Origin of the sequence: Victivallis vadensis (genome assembly GCF_003096415.1) — a bacterium.
In the GTDB taxonomy this organism is placed as follows: domain Bacteria; phylum Verrucomicrobiota; class Lentisphaeria; order Victivallales; family Victivallaceae; genus Victivallis; species Victivallis vadensis.
On record NZ_QEKH01000025.1, the window covers coordinates 39,839 to 55,924 of the forward strand.

General features: G+C 55.4%; 12 protein-coding genes, 1 tRNA gene and 1 pseudogene. 9 read left to right on the forward strand and 5 right to left on the reverse strand.

Annotation, left to right across the window (positions count from 1 at the left end; all coding sequences use genetic code 11):
* Nucleotides 1-426, reverse strand: a complete 426-nt coding sequence (locus C8D82_RS14445) for a DUF2924 domain-containing protein (protein WP_165833099.1) — start codon at nt 424-426, stop codon at nt 1-3.
* A gap of 311 nt (nt 427-737) precedes the next feature.
* Here C8D82_RS14445 and C8D82_RS14450 point away from each other — a divergent pair, with 311 nt between their 5' ends.
* The 4 genes from C8D82_RS14450 to C8D82_RS20790 all read left to right on the forward strand — a co-directional run bounded on the left by C8D82_RS14450 (nt 738) and on the right by C8D82_RS20790 (nt 4,084).
* On the forward strand, nt 738-1,136 hold the full coding sequence (locus C8D82_RS14450; protein ID WP_116884996.1) for a helix-turn-helix domain-containing protein: 399 nt from the start codon (nt 738-740) through the stop codon (nt 1,134-1,136).
* Between the two features lie 3 nt (nt 1,137-1,139).
* Nucleotides 1,140-1,850, forward strand: a complete 711-nt coding sequence (locus C8D82_RS14455; RefSeq protein ID WP_116884997.1) for an ImmA/IrrE family metallo-endopeptidase — start codon at nt 1,140-1,142, stop codon at nt 1,848-1,850.
* Between the two features lie 73 nt (nt 1,851-1,923).
* Nucleotides 1,924-3,150, forward strand: coding sequence for a hypothetical protein (locus C8D82_RS14460; protein ID WP_116884998.1), 1,227 nt, complete (start codon nt 1,924-1,926; stop codon nt 3,148-3,150).
* Nucleotides 3,113-4,084 (forward strand): helix-turn-helix domain-containing protein, encoded by a 972-nt coding sequence (locus C8D82_RS20790; protein ID WP_133245224.1) that lies wholly within the window; start codon nt 3,113-3,115, stop codon nt 4,082-4,084. The genes C8D82_RS14460 and C8D82_RS20790 overlap by 38 nt, the downstream gene beginning before the upstream one ends.
* Before the next feature lie 383 nt (nt 4,085-4,467).
* Here C8D82_RS20790 and lnu(C) read toward each other — a convergent pair whose 3' ends face one another.
* From lnu(C) to C8D82_RS14485, 3 genes and pseudogenes are all read right to left on the reverse strand, one after another.
* Nucleotides 4,468-4,962: a lincosamide nucleotidyltransferase Lnu(C) gene (gene lnu(C), locus C8D82_RS14475; RefSeq protein WP_002837187.1), complete on the reverse strand. Its 495-nt coding sequence runs from the start codon at nt 4,960-4,962 to the stop codon at nt 4,468-4,470.
* Nucleotides 4,963-4,985: 23 nt separating this feature from the next.
* Nucleotides 4,986-5,144, reverse strand: a pseudogene (locus C8D82_RS14480) (IS1595 family transposase); the annotation flags it as partial.
* A gap of 465 nt (nt 5,145-5,609) precedes the next feature.
* Nucleotides 5,610-5,686 (reverse strand) — tRNA-Ala (locus tag C8D82_RS14485).
* A 259-nt stretch (nt 5,687-5,945) separates the two neighbouring features.
* Between C8D82_RS14485 and C8D82_RS14490 the strand changes: the two genes are divergently transcribed.
* The gene (locus C8D82_RS14490; protein ID WP_116885000.1) at nt 5,946-7,367 is read left to right on the forward strand and encodes a sigma-70 family RNA polymerase sigma factor; all 1,422 of its coding nucleotides are present in this window, start codon (nt 5,946-5,948) and stop codon (nt 7,365-7,367) included.
* Between the two features lie 114 nt (nt 7,368-7,481).
* Here C8D82_RS14490 and C8D82_RS14495 read toward each other — a convergent pair whose 3' ends face one another.
* Nucleotides 7,482-7,964, reverse strand: coding sequence for an AraC family transcriptional regulator (locus C8D82_RS14495; RefSeq protein ID WP_133245225.1), 483 nt, complete (start codon nt 7,962-7,964; stop codon nt 7,482-7,484).
* 371 nt (nt 7,965-8,335) lie between these two features.
* On the opposite strand from C8D82_RS14495, the gene C8D82_RS14500 reads away from it, so the two are divergent.
* The 4 genes from C8D82_RS14500 to C8D82_RS14515 all read left to right on the forward strand — a co-directional run bounded on the left by C8D82_RS14500 (nt 8,336) and on the right by C8D82_RS14515 (nt 16,083).
* Complete coding sequence (locus tag C8D82_RS14500; protein WP_116885002.1) at nt 8,336-9,382, forward strand: ABC transporter ATP-binding protein; 1,047 nt, start codon at nt 8,336-8,338, stop codon at nt 9,380-9,382.
* A gap of 7 nt (nt 9,383-9,389) precedes the next feature.
* Nucleotides 9,390-10,985, forward strand: coding sequence for an extracellular solute-binding protein (locus C8D82_RS14505; RefSeq protein WP_116885003.1), 1,596 nt, complete (start codon nt 9,390-9,392; stop codon nt 10,983-10,985).
* A 4-nt stretch (nt 10,986-10,989) separates the two neighbouring features.
* Nucleotides 10,990-12,657, forward strand: coding sequence for an ABC transporter permease (locus C8D82_RS14510; RefSeq protein ID WP_206212610.1), 1,668 nt, complete (start codon nt 10,990-10,992; stop codon nt 12,655-12,657).
* 372 nt (nt 12,658-13,029) lie between these two features.
* Complete coding sequence (locus C8D82_RS14515) at nt 13,030-16,083, forward strand: hypothetical protein (RefSeq protein WP_116885004.1); 3,054 nt, start codon at nt 13,030-13,032, stop codon at nt 16,081-16,083.
* Nucleotides 16,084-16,086: the final 3 nt, after the last annotated feature.

The window sequence follows — 16,086 nt, forward strand, 5'->3', positions numbered from 1 at the left end:
TTATACTCCGAAAAATCTTTTACCGTTCCAGTGGGTTCCTGTTATTTTTTCCGCTATGGCAGAGAGGGAACTGTAGGTCTCTCCGCCATAGATAAAAGTTCCGGCTTCACCAACCGTGACTTCATAATTCTGCCCTTTGTATTGCCGGACGAGCCGTGTCCCCGGCAGAAATGTTTTCAGCGTTTTACCGCTTTTGCGGTCACGGCATTCCTCTTCATCAGCAATCCGGTCAAGGGTGGCAAGTTCAGCATCCGTAAGTCCACCGCAGATATTTTCCTGCACCCTGTACTGCAGTCTCCGTTTGATGGTCTCTGCATTGCTGATTTGGATATCAAACCCGAACTCCTGCCGGAACATCTCCTTGAGTTCCGAGATGTCTGCGGCATCAATCAGTGCCAATTCTGCCTGAATATTAGTTTTTTTCATACAAATAGTCTCCTTCGCTGTCCACATAATTAAGCGTGCTTTCGTCCTGATATCCAGTCTGTTTTCCGCTATTACGCCTTATAACTGCGATAATTAAACGCACCGCCAAAGTGATGTTTTCCGGGATGTCTCTTTTATGGGGCATAACTTTTCTCCTGTGTTGATGTCTCTAACAAGTTTCTCTCCCGGAGAGCGTGAATTTGTCTCACTATTTTTATTTTTTTTCTTGATTTTTTCAAAATGTGTAGTATTTTATCAATATTACAGCAATAAAATGCATACAGACACAGAATTAAACAAAGGATAGATATATGGCAGGTGGCAGCAAAGCATTGGGCGATAGAATTCGCACCTTGAGAGAAGAGAAGCGGGCAACAGATCCCGGCAATTTCTCTGGGCGGCAGTTTGCCATTGCCTTGGGAATCAGCCCTACCTATCTTTCCAAAATAGAAACCGGGGAACTCCCGGCAAGTGCCGAACTGCTCAAATCAATGGCTCTGAAATTGGGGACCAATGTTGATGAATTACTTGCTCTCGGAAATAAAATCGATCCGGAGCTGGATACCATCATCAAGGAGAAACCGCAAATAATGGCGGATTTTCTCCGTACTGCAAGCGGTCTCTCCAAGGAGCAACTTGATAAAGTGCGGACATTTATGAATTTTGTTCAGGCTGAAAATGCACCGGCAGAAAAGAAAGGCGATGAGTGACGCATGGCCTATATTGCCGATAATATCATAGAAGAAGACACTCTTTCTCTTTTGGCGGAGTTCACGGAAAAATACGGAAAACCGTTGACCGCACCCGTGCCGATTGAGGATTTGTTGGAGTTTGTCTACGGCATCTGTCCAGAAACGGCAGAGTTCCCGGATGATGACATCCTTGCTCATTCTTCAGTGGATAAAAATGGAAAAATCACGATGCGGGTCAATCCTTGCATCTATCCGTATCCACCGTACAATAACCACAAGCAAGCGGGGCGTTTCCATTTCTCCCTTGCTCACGAGGTCGGACATATACGGCTTCATCTGCCGGAAATCCTTGCTGCTTACAAGATGGATGATTTGTTTGATGGTGATGCTCCCAAAGAGTATTCTGTTTACCGAAAAAGCGAAGAGCATCCGAAAAAACGCAAAGAGCAGAAAGAAATCCAGGCGGATATTTATGCCAAACTTCTCCTTATGCCGCAGTCACTTATATTGCAGGAGTGGGAGAAGATGTTCGGACCGGACAGCGGACCGCAGAACGTTTTCAAGGAGATGGAAGAGTTGCGCCAGAACTCCCTTTACCCGGACAGCGTCCGCCCCAAAGTCGCCAAAGACCTGGCAGCGATTTTCGAGGTTTCAGCAGAGGCAATGCAGTATCGTTTGGAAAAATTGCACCTCATTGAGACCGAAGAGCAATTGCAGGGATCCCTTTTTTAAGAGGAATACCCACTCTTTTTTTTGAGTTGGGTATTGATGTTTATATCAATATCAATACAGGAGAACAGAAGAAATGGCTGAATTTGACATCCAGAAAGTGTTCAGGCAAGTCGACAATGAGTTGAAGAAAGCGTATTTTCAGTCCCGCGTTCCGGATATGAAGATCGATTGGAAAACCGTAGGCAAAAATAATATCAACCCATTGTTCGAAGCATTCAAAAACCTGCCTACGGAGCAGAGGGAAAAAGTGAGCCAGGAGATGAACGATGTTTTTGACATCTCCATAAACAAGGCAAGCGGTCCGGTAATCCATAATCTTGTAAAGCTCTTTGAGCTGCAGACCCCGGCAGATTTTGAAGATTGGACCTTGCCCAACAAGAGTATGTGGATACTGATCAATGGCAGTGATGAAGTGAAGAAGCGTATTTTCCGCTATACGGAAGTAGACTCTATTTCCGAACGGTTCTGGCTGAAGGTGTCATTGCAGGGGGAGTGCAGCGGAAAAATTACTTATACCGGAGAGCAGATGTCGGCATTGCGGGAAACGATAAGTGCATTTGTTTTCCGGCATACCGGACATGGCAAACAGTGCATCATTGACCATGTCGTGCGGGACGATATGGGGGAAGAATGTTTCTTTGTGTATTATGACAAACCCCATCGTATCATACCCCAATGGAATGAAAACGGCTTTTCCTGGGATGTCGATCATGCCAGTTCAGAAATGGTTTTTGTTTTTGACTATGTCCGTAATGAGCTGCGTATCCGGGCAAAAGCGTTTGACCGAGCCAAAAGAACTCTGCTTTGCCAGACCTGGGCAGATATTATGCGTGGCGTATCTTTGGATCAGTCCAGTTTCCGGAGCAAGCTTTACGATATAGATGATTTCATATACAGGGAAAAATCGCACTTGCCGTTGGAGCTGGTCAATATTTTTTCCACTTTTGAAGTATCATTTATTGATGTCGATTTGGATGGCAGTGGCAAGGAACGGCTCACCTATAACCATAAAGACGGCGATGTCTATGACCGGCTTGATACGCTTTACAGTAACCAGGCGTTGGTCAGGGGACTGGCAGAAGTTCGCAAAATTAAATTCCGTGTCAGGCTGAATCCCCGGTTCAAATTCAACCGTGATATGGTCATCTATTTTTCCGGAGACCATACCGATCTCTATTCCAAGAATGAAGCGGTCCGGCAGACTTTGGCTGATGCTTTTGAAACGCTTGGTGTTATACAGTCTCCGGTAATGGATGTAATCAATGGTGCTGCCGATGAGCGAAATAAAGTTGCTGTCTGAATGGCTGAATCATGATCGCCCGGAAATCCCCTGGCAGACCATTGATAAACTCTCGGCATACTGGCAGCAAAAGAGGATGGTATATCCGGTAGGCAGGGAACGGACAACCGCCCGCTGTCATTGTGATATGGATCATGAGGAAGAAGTTTTTTATCCGCAAGGAAAACCGGTAATTCTCTGTTCCTACACCGGATGTACCCGGGAAGTTTCTACAACAGAGTTGCGGGACTGGCATTTTGACAGTTCTGTATTTGTCCGGCATCTTGGTGAACTGTTCCAATGCAAAGGGACTCCGGAAGAAATCATCGGCGGCAACCTGTGGTCACTGGGAATGACTGCTCACCGCATTGGCGGTATTCCACGTGATGTTTACTTTGCTCTGAATCTCGGCAAAGACAGTTTTAACATATATGAGCGTTTACCCAAAGATGGAACGCAGGCGATACTGATTTCCGGATCTTCACAGATGCAGTATTCAGATCATTTCAAAGCAGACCATGTATTCAGCATCAGTGACATCCTGTCATTTGCCGGAGACCGCCTGGAGCTGAATATTGATGCGATGAACGCACGGCTGGGTCTGCCGGTAGAGAAAAAGAAAAAGCCGAAGAATACCACCGGGAGCAGAGCCAATAATGTAAAAAAGATGCTTGCGGAAATAATCAAAGAAATAAGCGGAGCATATAGCCATTACTGCAATCAGAATTACCGGGATAACGGGTCGCAGGAACTTTACCCACGGCTGACTTTTGAGCAGTTGGGAGAGCGTGTCGGAATCTCCAAAGGTACGGTTTCAAAAATATTCAGCGAAGAAGATGAGAACGGAGATCCGGCATACAAAGAGCTTCATATTATGTGGGAAATTCTTGGCTCAAAAGCGCAGATACTCAAATATGGTATGACGCATCTGCAAAATAAGCAAAAAGGCAGATAAAACAGAGAGCGGCAAGAGCAATCCTGCCGCTTTTTACATTCCTTTTTGCATCACTTTTTCAAAGCGGAAGAAACCGGAAGTATTTATGTCTTTGAATTCTTCCGTCAGGTCATGTTCTTCCCGATGGGATTCGTTGAAAAATTCCACGATTTTGAAACCACATTTATTTACATAAAAATGGATGTTGCGCCGCTCAAAATAGGGAGTATGAGTTTCCCAAATCCTTGCATCCGGATAAGTTGACTCAATGAGCTGCCATGCTTTGAATCCGATCCGCTTATTGATGAACTCTTTAAATATAAGGCTATGTCACAACAAACAGTTGATAAATAGCCATTTTTATAGGGGAGTATCAGAACTCCCCTGCAAACTGTTATTTGCAGTTATCTATACTCATTTGGAATTTCGATATGAAATGTCTCACACAATAACTTCACATCATGTGCATCATTTTCATCAAACTCGTATCCCAGATGGAACATTACTTGACTATATGGTTCAATACAGGAAACCTCTATTTCCTCAATTCTTCCTTTACCCGAAAAAGTTTCTACCGGAAAACAATCCCCATCATAAAGAATTTCACCTTCGTCCGTATATTCAAAACAATGCAAATCAATAATTCTGTTTTTCAAATCTTCCCATACAGTATGGTTCAATGTTGTATATTCCATCTTAATCTCATAAAAGCCATTAGCTTTCATTATTTCTATAAAGTTCTGATAATCGTTCTTTTCTACAAAAATGTCAATATCATTATGGGCTCTTGACTGATATCCAAGAAGAGCATCTACACCCCAGCCACCATCAAGAAAGACTTTAATCTCCGCATCTATTGCAAATTGAAGAATCTGTTTTACATCTGTTATATTGACCATCTTATCATCTCCACAAATTTTAATTAGGCGACCAGAGGAACTGCTGGTCTGTTTGATAAATCTCTGCATTTAGCAGTTTTCAATGTTGCCAAAACGAAAGTTAAGAAGATGTTCCTTTTCTCCATATCGCTTTCTTTGGCGTAATTTACAAGGTTATTCCACACAAGATAGTTGTTCTGGAAAAATTCGATTTCCTGCAGCTTTATTTTTTTCAGTTCAAGATTCATATTTGTCTCCAACGCAATATCATTTTGGTAATATACCATTTTTCGCAGGCATTTACAAATGGGAACGATGATTTTTTACCAAATGCCAGAACAAGGACTTACCTTTGGCAAAATGAAAGACAGAGCAGAAGTGGCAGAAAACCAACTTTTGCACCGTCTATTTCTTACATCAAGTCCTTGCATTGCCATTTTTTATAAATCGTTGATAATAAACAATAATGCTCCAAGGACTTGCGTCCTTGCGTTTCAGAGACTTTTGCCGTAAAAGTGGTGCAAAATGCCATTGCTGGTATGGTTCAGCATTGAGAATGACAGTCTCTTGATTGCCCCGCAAAAGCCGCAAGTGCCTGCAACTGTAAGGGGTATAAAAAGAAAATTGCCAGGGACTTTATTTGTAAGTCCTTGGCAATCAATAAGTTCTGGTGGAGCTGGTGGGAGTCGAACCCATGACCTATACGATGCGAACGTATCGCTCTAGCCAACTGAGCTACAGCCCCATTTTTTATTGCCGACCTTCGCTTTGCTTTGGTCAACGTTTCTTAAAATAGCGATTCTTTTGAAAAATACAAGCTCAAAGACGAAAAAAAGTAAAGAAAATACAACTTGTTTCAGGAAGTATCGATTTTTCTTGGCTTTGAAGGGGGGAAAACTTTGCTTTTTTCCGATTCACCATTATAATAATAGTAGAGGTCTGAAAATTTAGGTTGGATGGCCGCCGGAACAATACCGGTTCCGCGGTAAAAGCATGAAACGGTTATGGGAAACAATACTTCTACAGAAGCGCAATCGAATGCAGAAAACCCCGAGATCAATCTGCGAGCTACGGCTGACAGTGTCGGAGGCAACGATTTCGCCGATTCCCTGGCAAGCTACCTCCAGCAGATCGGCAAAATGCCGCCGCTTCCTCCCGAACAGCAACAGCAGCTCGGCGATGATATCGACGCCGTCACCCGCAAACTGCGGCATCAGATCCACGCATTCGGCTTTGTGACGCAGGAACATCTCCGGCTGTTGAATGAATGTATCAGCACCAATTCCGACCCGGCCGATTATTTCCAGCCCTCTTCTCTGAAAAAAGAAGATATTTCCGCCGGTGAACTGCTGAAGCTCCTGATGGAATGGAAAGGGGAGCTGCATGCGAAGCATACCGCCCTGGCCGCCGCATTCCGCGCCCGTCACGGGTATGCCGAACGGCGAGCCGAACTGGTCGAATCGCTTTCCAAATTCGACATATCCGGCGATATGCTCGGCGAATTTTTCCAGATCGTGCTCGATTACGCCCGGCTGATCCAGCCCAGCATCGGCTATTCCCAGAAATTCACCTTCGATCCCGGCCCGGTCGACCGGCAACGGCGCAAGCTGCTTGAGGACCGCTTCCTGATGACCTATGAAGAGCTGACCGGTGAAATCCGGAAGCTGCTCGAAATCCACGAGGAACTGCAGAACCTGCGTCAGAAGATGATCGAAGCGAACCTGCGGCTTGTGATCAGCATCGCCCAGAAGTACCGCAACCGCGGGCTGCCCTTCAACGACCTGATTCAGGAGGGAAACCTCGGCCTGCTACGCGCGTTGGAGAAATTCGATTTCCGGCTCGGCAACAAATTCTCCACCTACGCAAGCTGGTGGATCAAGCACAATATCTCACGCTCCATCGCGGAACAGTCGCGCGTGATCCGGATTCCGGCCCATATGGTTCATGCGATCAATTCGATGACCTGGGCGGAACAGCGCTTCATCCAATCCCACGGCCGCGAGCCGGAAATCGATGAATTGGCCGCCGTGCTGGAAATGCCGGTCGCCCGGATCAGCGCGATCCGCAAAATGTCCTGTCAGACGATTTCGCTGCAGGCTCCGGTATCGAGCAGCGAGGACGGAGCGATGCTTGAAGACCTGATCGCCGACGACAGCACCGCCAATCCGGTGCGCGACTTCGCCCGCAAAATTCTGTACGACAAGCTCTACGAAATGCTGCGGACCTTGCCGGAGCGCGATCAGCAGATCATCATTCTGCGCTTCGGCCTGTTCGGACAGCCCTGCCTGCCGCTGGTGGACATCAGCCGCCGGTTCAACCTGACCCGCGAACGCATCCGGCAGCTGGAGGCGAAGATCATTGAAAACCTCCGCTCCCCGGCCAAGCTCAAATATCTCGACGGCTGCGCACAGGGCACGGAAGAATAAGAGCTTATCCCTAAATAAGCTCCAAGCCTCCCCTGAACCGGTAGTTCAGAGTGTCACACTCCGCGTCGCCGCTGCGGAACGGGTAATACGAAAGCGGATCAATGACGACCGGAATCACCGGACTCGGCGCAACGTGCCGAACTCCCGGGGAAAAAGATAACAAAAGTGGCTGAGATCGTTGAAACCGGATTTCAGGGCGACTTCGACGACGGGGAGCGCCGGAGCCGCGGCCAACAGCCGGCACGCTTCATGCAGCCGGCGGCGGAATTTCCGGCGAAGGGCGCAGACGATTCCACGGAGGCCGCGATCGGTATCGGTCACATAGAGGTCGGAGAAGGCCGGCTCCTCCGGGTGAAAGATCGAGAAGAAGCCGAAGCTGTTTTCCATTTTTTTCAGTTCGTCATCGATCAGCTCCGGCAGGAAGAGGATGTTGTAAAGCCCGAGTTCCCCGGAAAGGGTGCGGCAGGTAGTCCGGAAGCGGGGATGGCTCACGACCATCGAACCGTCCCGGATCGGATAACGGCGGTCGTTGAGCAGATATTCGCCGTTCCCGGAGAAATAGCAGGTGATCTTCCCGAAATCGCGGCGGTGGAACACCGATTCGCTGACCGCCTCCGAATTGTGGAAACACCGGCCGATGAAAAAGGCCCTCCCTCCGTAAAATAGCGGCGCCTCGGATAAAAAATTTCCGGCGTCCGCCGTATTTCGTCCGATTTCATGATTACCGCCGCTCCTCTCCCGGTATCCGGCCGTATTGGAAGCCGCCCGTCCATTCTTATAGTATACAGTCGTGCCACGGTTTTGCAAGCAGCGAACCGCGCGAAGGGAAAATTCCGCACCGCCTCCCCTTCGTCGGGCTCCCGATCCGGGAAACGGCGGCAAAAGCGCCGGAATCCTGACGAAATTACTGGAAATTCCACCGTTCACTGGCTATATTGATAGAAAATCATACAGATTGGAAATGAGAAATGACCAGTGTCACGATAACAGGAATTTCGAAGTCTTACCAGGCCGGGGTTCCGGTGCTGAAACCGATCGACCTGACCATTCAGGCCGGGGAACTCTTTTTCCTGCTCGGCCCCTCCGGCTGCGGCAAATCGACGCTGCTGCGCATTCTGGCCGGGCTGGTGGAGCCGGACGGCGGTTCGATCCGGTTCAACGGGCGTGAGATCACCCGGCTTCCGGCGGAAAAGCGCCGCGCCGCGATGGTGTTCCAAAACTATGCGCTGTGGCCCCACCTGACCGTATTTGAAAACGTCGCCTTCGGACTGCGCGCCGAGGGGGCGGACAATGCGAAAATCCGCAAGGAGGTCGCCGACGCCCTCGAACTGGTGCAGCTGGCCGATTGCGCGGAACGTAAAATTCCGTCGCTCTCCGGCGGGCAGCAGCAGCGCGTGGCGCTGGCGCGCGCGCTGGCGATGCGCCCCGACCTGCTGCTGCTGGACGAGCCCTTGTCCAACCTCGACGCCCGGCTGCGCGACACCATGCGCCGCGAAATCCGCCGCATCGCCAAGGAGCGCGAATTAACTGCGATATACGTTACCCATGACCGGCAGGAAGCGTTGAGCATGGCCGACCGGCTGGCGGTGATGCACCAGGGAATCCTGCAGCAGGTCGGCGCGCCGGAGGAGGTCTACAATCTGCCGGTGAACCGCTTCGTCGCGGGCTTCCTCGGCGATGCGAACTTCATCGACGGAACCGTGACGGAGAACGGCCTTTTCCGGTCGCACTTCGGCGAATTCCAACTGGCCCCAACCGCGTTCAGGCCGGAAACAGGGCGGAAGATCACCGCCGCAATCCGGCCGGAGCGGATCCGGTTCGCGGCCCAGAAAGGCGCGCATACCTTTTCCGCGAAACTGACCGACCGCACCTTCCTCGGCGAATGCTGCGAATGGAAGTTCGATGCGGACGGACTGGCGCTGGAGGTGACCGAGAGCGCCCCGCCGATGCGCCGGATCGGGGATGTCTGCGAACTCGAATTCGATCCCGGCCACCTGATCGCATTGCAGGGGTGAACCGGCCATGACCAGAAAAGTGCTGATTGCGGCGTTGCCGATCCTGATCCTGCTGGCGATCCCTTTCCTGCTGCGTCCCCGGGGGACGGAGGCGGACCCCGCTTCCGGCGAGGCGGATAAGCTCGTGATGATCACCGCCCACAACGAATCGATCCGCTACGAGTACGAACAGGCGTTCCGCAAATACTACCGCAAGCGGTTCGGGCGGGACGTCACGATCGACTTCCGTTCGCCGGGCGGCACCAGCGACATCGTGCGCTATATCGCGGACCGGTTCGAAGCGGAGTTCCGGCGCGAATTTGAAGCGACCCCGGCCAACGGCGAATGGACCGCCGAAACCGCCGAAGCATTCGCCAACCCGGCGGTGGACCGCGATCCCGCCGCCTCGCCCGCCGCGAAACGGGCGAGGAAGCTTTTCCTCAAGTCGGATACCGGCATCGGCATCGACCTGATGGCGGGCGGCGGCACCTTCGATATGGCGCGCAACGCGGCGCGCGGCTTCGCGGTGGACGGCGGACTCCGGCAGCGCCACCCGGAGTACTTCGACCCGGCGGTGATCCCGCAGAGCTTCGGCGGCGACGAGCTGTACGACAAGCAGGGGCGGTATTACGGGGTGGTGCTTTCGACTTTCGGCATCTGCTACAACTCCGACCGGGTTCGGGAGCTGGGGGACGGCGCGCCGCCGAAGCGATGGACGGATCTCGGCGAACCGCGCTTCTACAACACGCTTTCGCTGGCCGACCCGTCAAAATCCGGCTCGGTGAACAAGTGCTTTGAAATCCTGATCCAACAGTGCATGGCCGATGCGAACGATCCGGTTGCAGGCTGGGAAAACGGCCTCAACCTGACCAAGCGTATCTTCGCGAACGCCCGCAACCTGACCGACGCAGCGGGAAAGATTCCGCACGACGTCGCAACCGGCAACGCCGCCGCCGGAGTCGCGATCGACACCTACGGCTTCACCGAGCAGGAGTGGAATGAATTGCAGTTCGACGGCAAGCCGCACTTCTTCTATGTGCCTCCGGAGGGGGGCACCGCGATTTCGGCGGACCCGATCCAGCTGCTGCGCGGCGCGCCGAACCGCAAAGTGGCGGAGGCGTTCCTCGACTTCGTATTGAGCAAGGAGGGGCAGCTGCTCCACTCGCTGAAACCGGGCGCGCCGGACGGCCCCCTGAAGCACGCGCTGCGCCGCCCGACCATCCGCCGCGACCTCTACGGGGCGGAGTACCGCGAACACCGGACCGATCCCGGCTACAATCCGTATGAGTCCGGCGCGAACTTCGTATACCGCGCGCAGTGGACCGGTCCCTATTACAGTCTGCTGCGCATCCTGATCAAGTGCATCGCGCTGGAGCCGCAGGCGGAGCTGCAGCGGGCGTGGCGGGCGATCCTCGATGCGGGCGGCCCCGAAAAGGTGCCGGAGGCGATGGCGGCGTTCAACCGCCTGCCGTTCTCCTATCGCGACATCGACGAAGCCAACCGGCTGATCCGCAAGGGCAAGGACCGCACCGCGGTCGATGTGGCGGCGACCTGCCGCGCGTGGAGCGAAGGGGCGCGGGCCAATTACCTCGAAGCCGAACGGCTCGCGAAACAGGGGAGATAGGAACATGCGTCAGTTTTACCGTTATATGCTGCTTTTTCTGGTGATCGCGTTCCTGGCGGTGTTCCTGATCGGCCCGGTGTACACGGTGGTCGAAGTGGGGCTGGACTGGCGGCTGCTCGGCGAGGTGTTCAGCAACTACATCTACGTCGAGGGACTGCTGAACAGCTTCTGCATCGCGGCGGTCACGACGCTGATGGTGTTTGCGATTTCGCTGCCGCTGGCGCTGCTGTACGACCGCTATGAATTTCCCGGCAAGAACTGGTGCAACCTGCTGATGATGCTGCCGATGATCCTGCCGCCTTTCGTCGGCGCGCTCGGCTTCCAGCAGATTCTCGGCCACTACGGGGTGGTCAACACGCTGCTGGCTTCCTGCGGTTTCGAGCCGGTGGATTTCCTCGGCGGGCGGGGGCGGTTCTGGTCGGTCTGCTTCATCGAGGCGCTGCATCTGTACCCGATCCTGTATTTGAATCTGGTCACGGCGCTCGGCAACCTCGATCCGCAGCTCAATGAGGCGGCGCGCAACCTCGGCGCGTCGTGGTGGACGCGTTTCCGGCGGATCACGCTGCCGCTGATGAAGCCGGGCATCTTCGCGGGCGGCAGCATCGTGCTGGTATGGAGTTTCACCGAACTGGGCACGCCGCTGATGTTCGGCTTCAACCGGGTCACGGCGGTGCAGATTTTCAACGGGATCATGGAGCTGGAAACCAACCCGGTGCCGTATGCGCTGGTGGTGGTGATGCTGTTTTTCGCGGCGGTGATGTATCTGGCCGGGAAATTCGTGCTGGGGCGCAACGCGGCCAATTCGACGGTCAAGGGAAATGCCGGAAGCGCCGCCCGGCCGCCGGCCGGCTGGCGCCGGTTCCTGCCGACGGGAGTGTTCGCGCTGGTCACGCTGCTGGCGGCGCTGCCGCATATCGCGCTGATCTTCACCGCCTTCAGCCTGCGCTGGTACGGCACGGTGTGGCCGGAACACTTCACGCTGCTGAACTTTGAAAACGCGCTCTCCAACAAGATTGTGATTCCGAGCATCGTGAACAGCCTGCGTTATTCGGTGCTGGCGATGCTGGTCGCGGTGGCGGCGGGAGTGCTGATTTCGCTGGCGGCGGTGCGCTGGAAGCTCAGGGGGAGCAGTTTCGCGGACCTGCTCGCGATGCTGCCGCTGGCGGTGCCGGGGATCGTGGTCGCGTTCGGCTTCCTCGGGATGTCGGTGAAATACGACTGGGCGGCGGAGTGGTTCAACCCGGTGGAGAATCCGCTGTGGCTGCTGGCGGTGGCCTATGCGGTGCGGCGGCTGCCCTATGTGGTGCGTTCGGTCAGCGCCGGGCTGGAACAGACGCCGGAGGAGCTGGAAAACGCGGCGCGCAACTACGGGGCGGGGCCGTGGCGGGTGCTGCGGAAGATCACGCTGCCCCTGATTCTGGCGAATGTGATCGTCGGAGGGCTGTTTGCTTTCAGCTTCTCGATGCTGGAGGTTTCGGATTCGCTGATTCTGGCGCAGAAGGCGGAATTCTACCCGATCACGCGGGCGATCTACGAACTGTCGCAGATTCTGGGTTCCGGGCCGTTTATCGCGTGTGCGTTCGGGGTATGGGCGATGCTGTTCCTGGCGGCGACGCTGGCGGCGGCGGGAGCGATTCTGGGGCGCAAAATAGGCTCGATCTTTAAACTTTAATAAAACAATAAAGATAAAGGCGGCAAAGCCGCCGGCCCGCACCGGCACGTTGCCGGTCGCAGTCCAGCGCGCGAACTGCGCTGGTCGCTTCGCGCAGGACCGCGCAGGCGCGGGCCGGAGCGGAGCGAAATGTAAGGTCTGCGAATGCGGACCGCAACCGGAACAGTACCTCACGGCGGAGCGCGCGTTCCTCAAAAAGCGCGAAGCAATTTTTTGAGGAACGGTTCAGAGCGCGCAGCCGCCGCGAGGGGCGGCGACAATGCCGAAGCATGACGGGAGCGGCCCGGACAGGTGCACTCCAAAGTGTGTTGCGGCCTGCGAAGACGATATGAAATTTAACATATTGATTGATATAAAACAGGAAAAACGAATATGGCACAGACTTTGAATCTTGCAAATCCGCCGGCGAAATACCGCCCGGTCCCTTTCTGGAGCTGGAATGAAAAACTTGATCCGGAGGTGCTGCGCGAGCAGGTCCGGCAGATGCACGAGGCCGGGCTGGGCGGCTTTTTCATGCATGCCCGCGGAGGATTGCAGACCGCCTACCTCTCGGAGGAGTGGATGGAGTGCGTGAACGCCTGCCTCGATGAGGCGGGCAAGCTCGGCATGGATGCGTGGCTGTACGACGAAAACGGCTGGCCCTCCGGCTTCGGCGGCGGGCTGGTCAACGGGCTTGGCGTGAAGTACCAGCAGAAATACCTGCGGCATGAGATCATCGACGCGGCGGAGGCGTGCAAGGACGATACGACCATCGCCTTTTACACCACCGACGGCGCGCTGATCGGGCGGACGCTGCCGGAGGGCAGCACGGGGCCGGTGCTGCGCTGCTACTACGAAATCAACCCGTTCTACGTGGACAACCTCGACGCGGAGGTGGTCGCGGAGTTCATCCGGGTCACCCATGAATTCTACTACCGGACGATCCCGGAGGAGCTGCTCAAGCACCTGAAAGGCATTTTCTCCGACGAGCCGCAGCTGTCGCGCAAGGGACTTCTCTGGTCGTTCACGCTGGAGGAGGCGTACTGGCAGGCGTACCACCGCGAACTGCTGCCGGAGCTGCCGATGCTGTTCCTCGGGATGGAGGGGAGCGACGGGATGCGCATCCGCTTCTGGAAGCTGGCGGCGCGGCTGTTCAGCGTGAATTTCATGAAGCAGATCCACGACTGGTGCGAAGAACACGGCTGGATGCTGACCGGACACCATGTGCTTGAGGAGAGCTGCCAGAGCCAGCTTTCGAGCAACGGCGCGATCATGCCGCAGTACCAGTACTACCATATTCCGGGCATGGACCACCTGTGCCGCACCGAACCCTCTCCGGTTGCGATGACCCAGCTGATGTCGGCGGCAATGCAGGCGGGGCGCAAACAGGTGCTGACCGAGAGCTTCGCGCTGTCGGGCTGGAACTTCAACTTCTCCGGGATGAAATGGATGTACCAGCAGCAGCTGGCGCACGGTGTGAACCTGCTCTGCCCGCACCTGCAGGGGTATTCGCTGCGCGGGCTGCGCAAGCGCGACTATCCGGCGTCGCTTTTCGTGCACCAGCCGTGGTGGGGCGACTATGCGAAGCTGAACGGTTATTTCGGGCGGGCCGGCATGCTGCTGGCCGAGGGCGAAGCGTCGACTCCGGTGCTGGTGATCCATCCGCTGTCATCGGCGTGGAAGCACTATACCGGCGACGACCATGAGCCGAAGCTCGACTTCTACACGCAGACTTTGCTCAACACCACCCGTGCGCTCGACGCGCTGCAGATTCCGCACCACTATGCGGACGAGCAGCTGGCCGAGGATTACGGCTGTGTCGAAAACGGCGAAATCCGGATCGGCGAAGTCGCCTATGAGCTGGTGATCGTGCCGCAGCTGACCAATTTCTCAAAGAAAACCGCGGAGCTGCTGCGGCAGTTCGCGGCGGCGGGCGGCACGGTGCTGACCGTCCGCAACCGGCTGGAACCGGACACGCTGACCATCGACGGCGAAGCCGCTCCGCAGGAGTTCCGCGACTGGTTCGCCCAGCTTCCGGCCTGCGATTCGGAAGCCGCCGCCGCCGAAATCGCCGCCGAACAGCTGCCCGGCCGGGTGATGATCACCGAACACGGCGTTCCGGCGCGGCGGCTGGTCGGCACTTATCGCGACTTCCGGGAGCTGGACGGACGCTCCGGCCGGTTCCACTTCATCGCGAATCTGCAGTACAACCAGCCCTGCAACGTCACGATCGCGCTGCCGCGCACCGGGCGGCAGGTGGAGGTGATCGACCCCGTGACCGGCGAATTTTCGCTGCTGTCGGGGGTGCGGCGCAGCGGGAACCATCTGGTGTTCGACTATCCCTTTGCGGCGGGGGACGCCGCGATGTTCTTCGTGGCCGGGCACCCGGCGAAACACGCGCCGAAACTGCACGTTGAAGACGCGTTCGCGCTGCCGCCGGTGAAACGGCTGGACAACGGCTTCACCATCCGGGAGGATTCCGGCAACCTGCTGACGCTGGACCGCTGCCGCTACCGCGTGGACGGCGGCGAGTGGATCGCCGACGACGTCAGCGTGATCCACGGGCGGTTGCTGAACCTGAAGCACGACTGCGACCTCGAACTGGAATTCAGCTTCGAGCTGGCGCCGGATTTCGATTTCAACGCGCCGCTGACGCTGGTGGCGGAGACGCCGGAACGGTACCGCTTCAACTTCAACGGCCACGACTTCGACGCGGAGGACGGCGGGCCGCTGTTCGACCGGGCGTTCCGCAGGATCGCGCTGCCCGCCGCGCTGCGCCCCGGCCGCAACGTGCTGACCATGAAAACCCGCTACCACCAGCCCGAAGAGGTCTATGCGAAGTTGGAACGGGCGAAACAGTTCGAGACCGAGTACAATATGCTGACCTTCGACTCCGAAGTCGAGAGCGTCTATCTGTACGGCGACTTCTCGGTCCGCCATTCGGGGCGCACGGAGGAGCTGATCCGCGACGCGGAACGCTTCCACGGCGGCTTCGAGCTGGGCGCGCCGCTGGCGGGCAGCCGGGTCGACGCCTCCGATCTGGTGTGCGCCGGAATGCCGTTCTTCGCCGGCAAGGTCACCTTGTACAAGGAGTTCGAGCTGACCGCCGACGAAGCCGAGGCGATCCGTTACCTGCGCTTTGCGCCGCACGGCGCGAACTCTTTCGCCGTGAAGATCAACGGCGAAAACGCCGGAACCTGCTTCTGGGGGCCGTATGCGCTGCGGGCGGACGAGTTCCTGCGCGCCGGAGTCAACAAGCTCGAAATCGAGCTGACCACTTCGCTGCGCAACCTGCTCGGTCCGCACCACCTCGAAGAAGGCGAAAGCTACAGCGTCCACACGCTGAGCTTCAACCGCGAGGCGAATGCGGTCGGCTGGCCCGCCCCCGCCTACAATCCGGGGTACTGCTTCGTGAAGCTCGGCCTCACGGAGCTGGTGCTGGCGTAACGC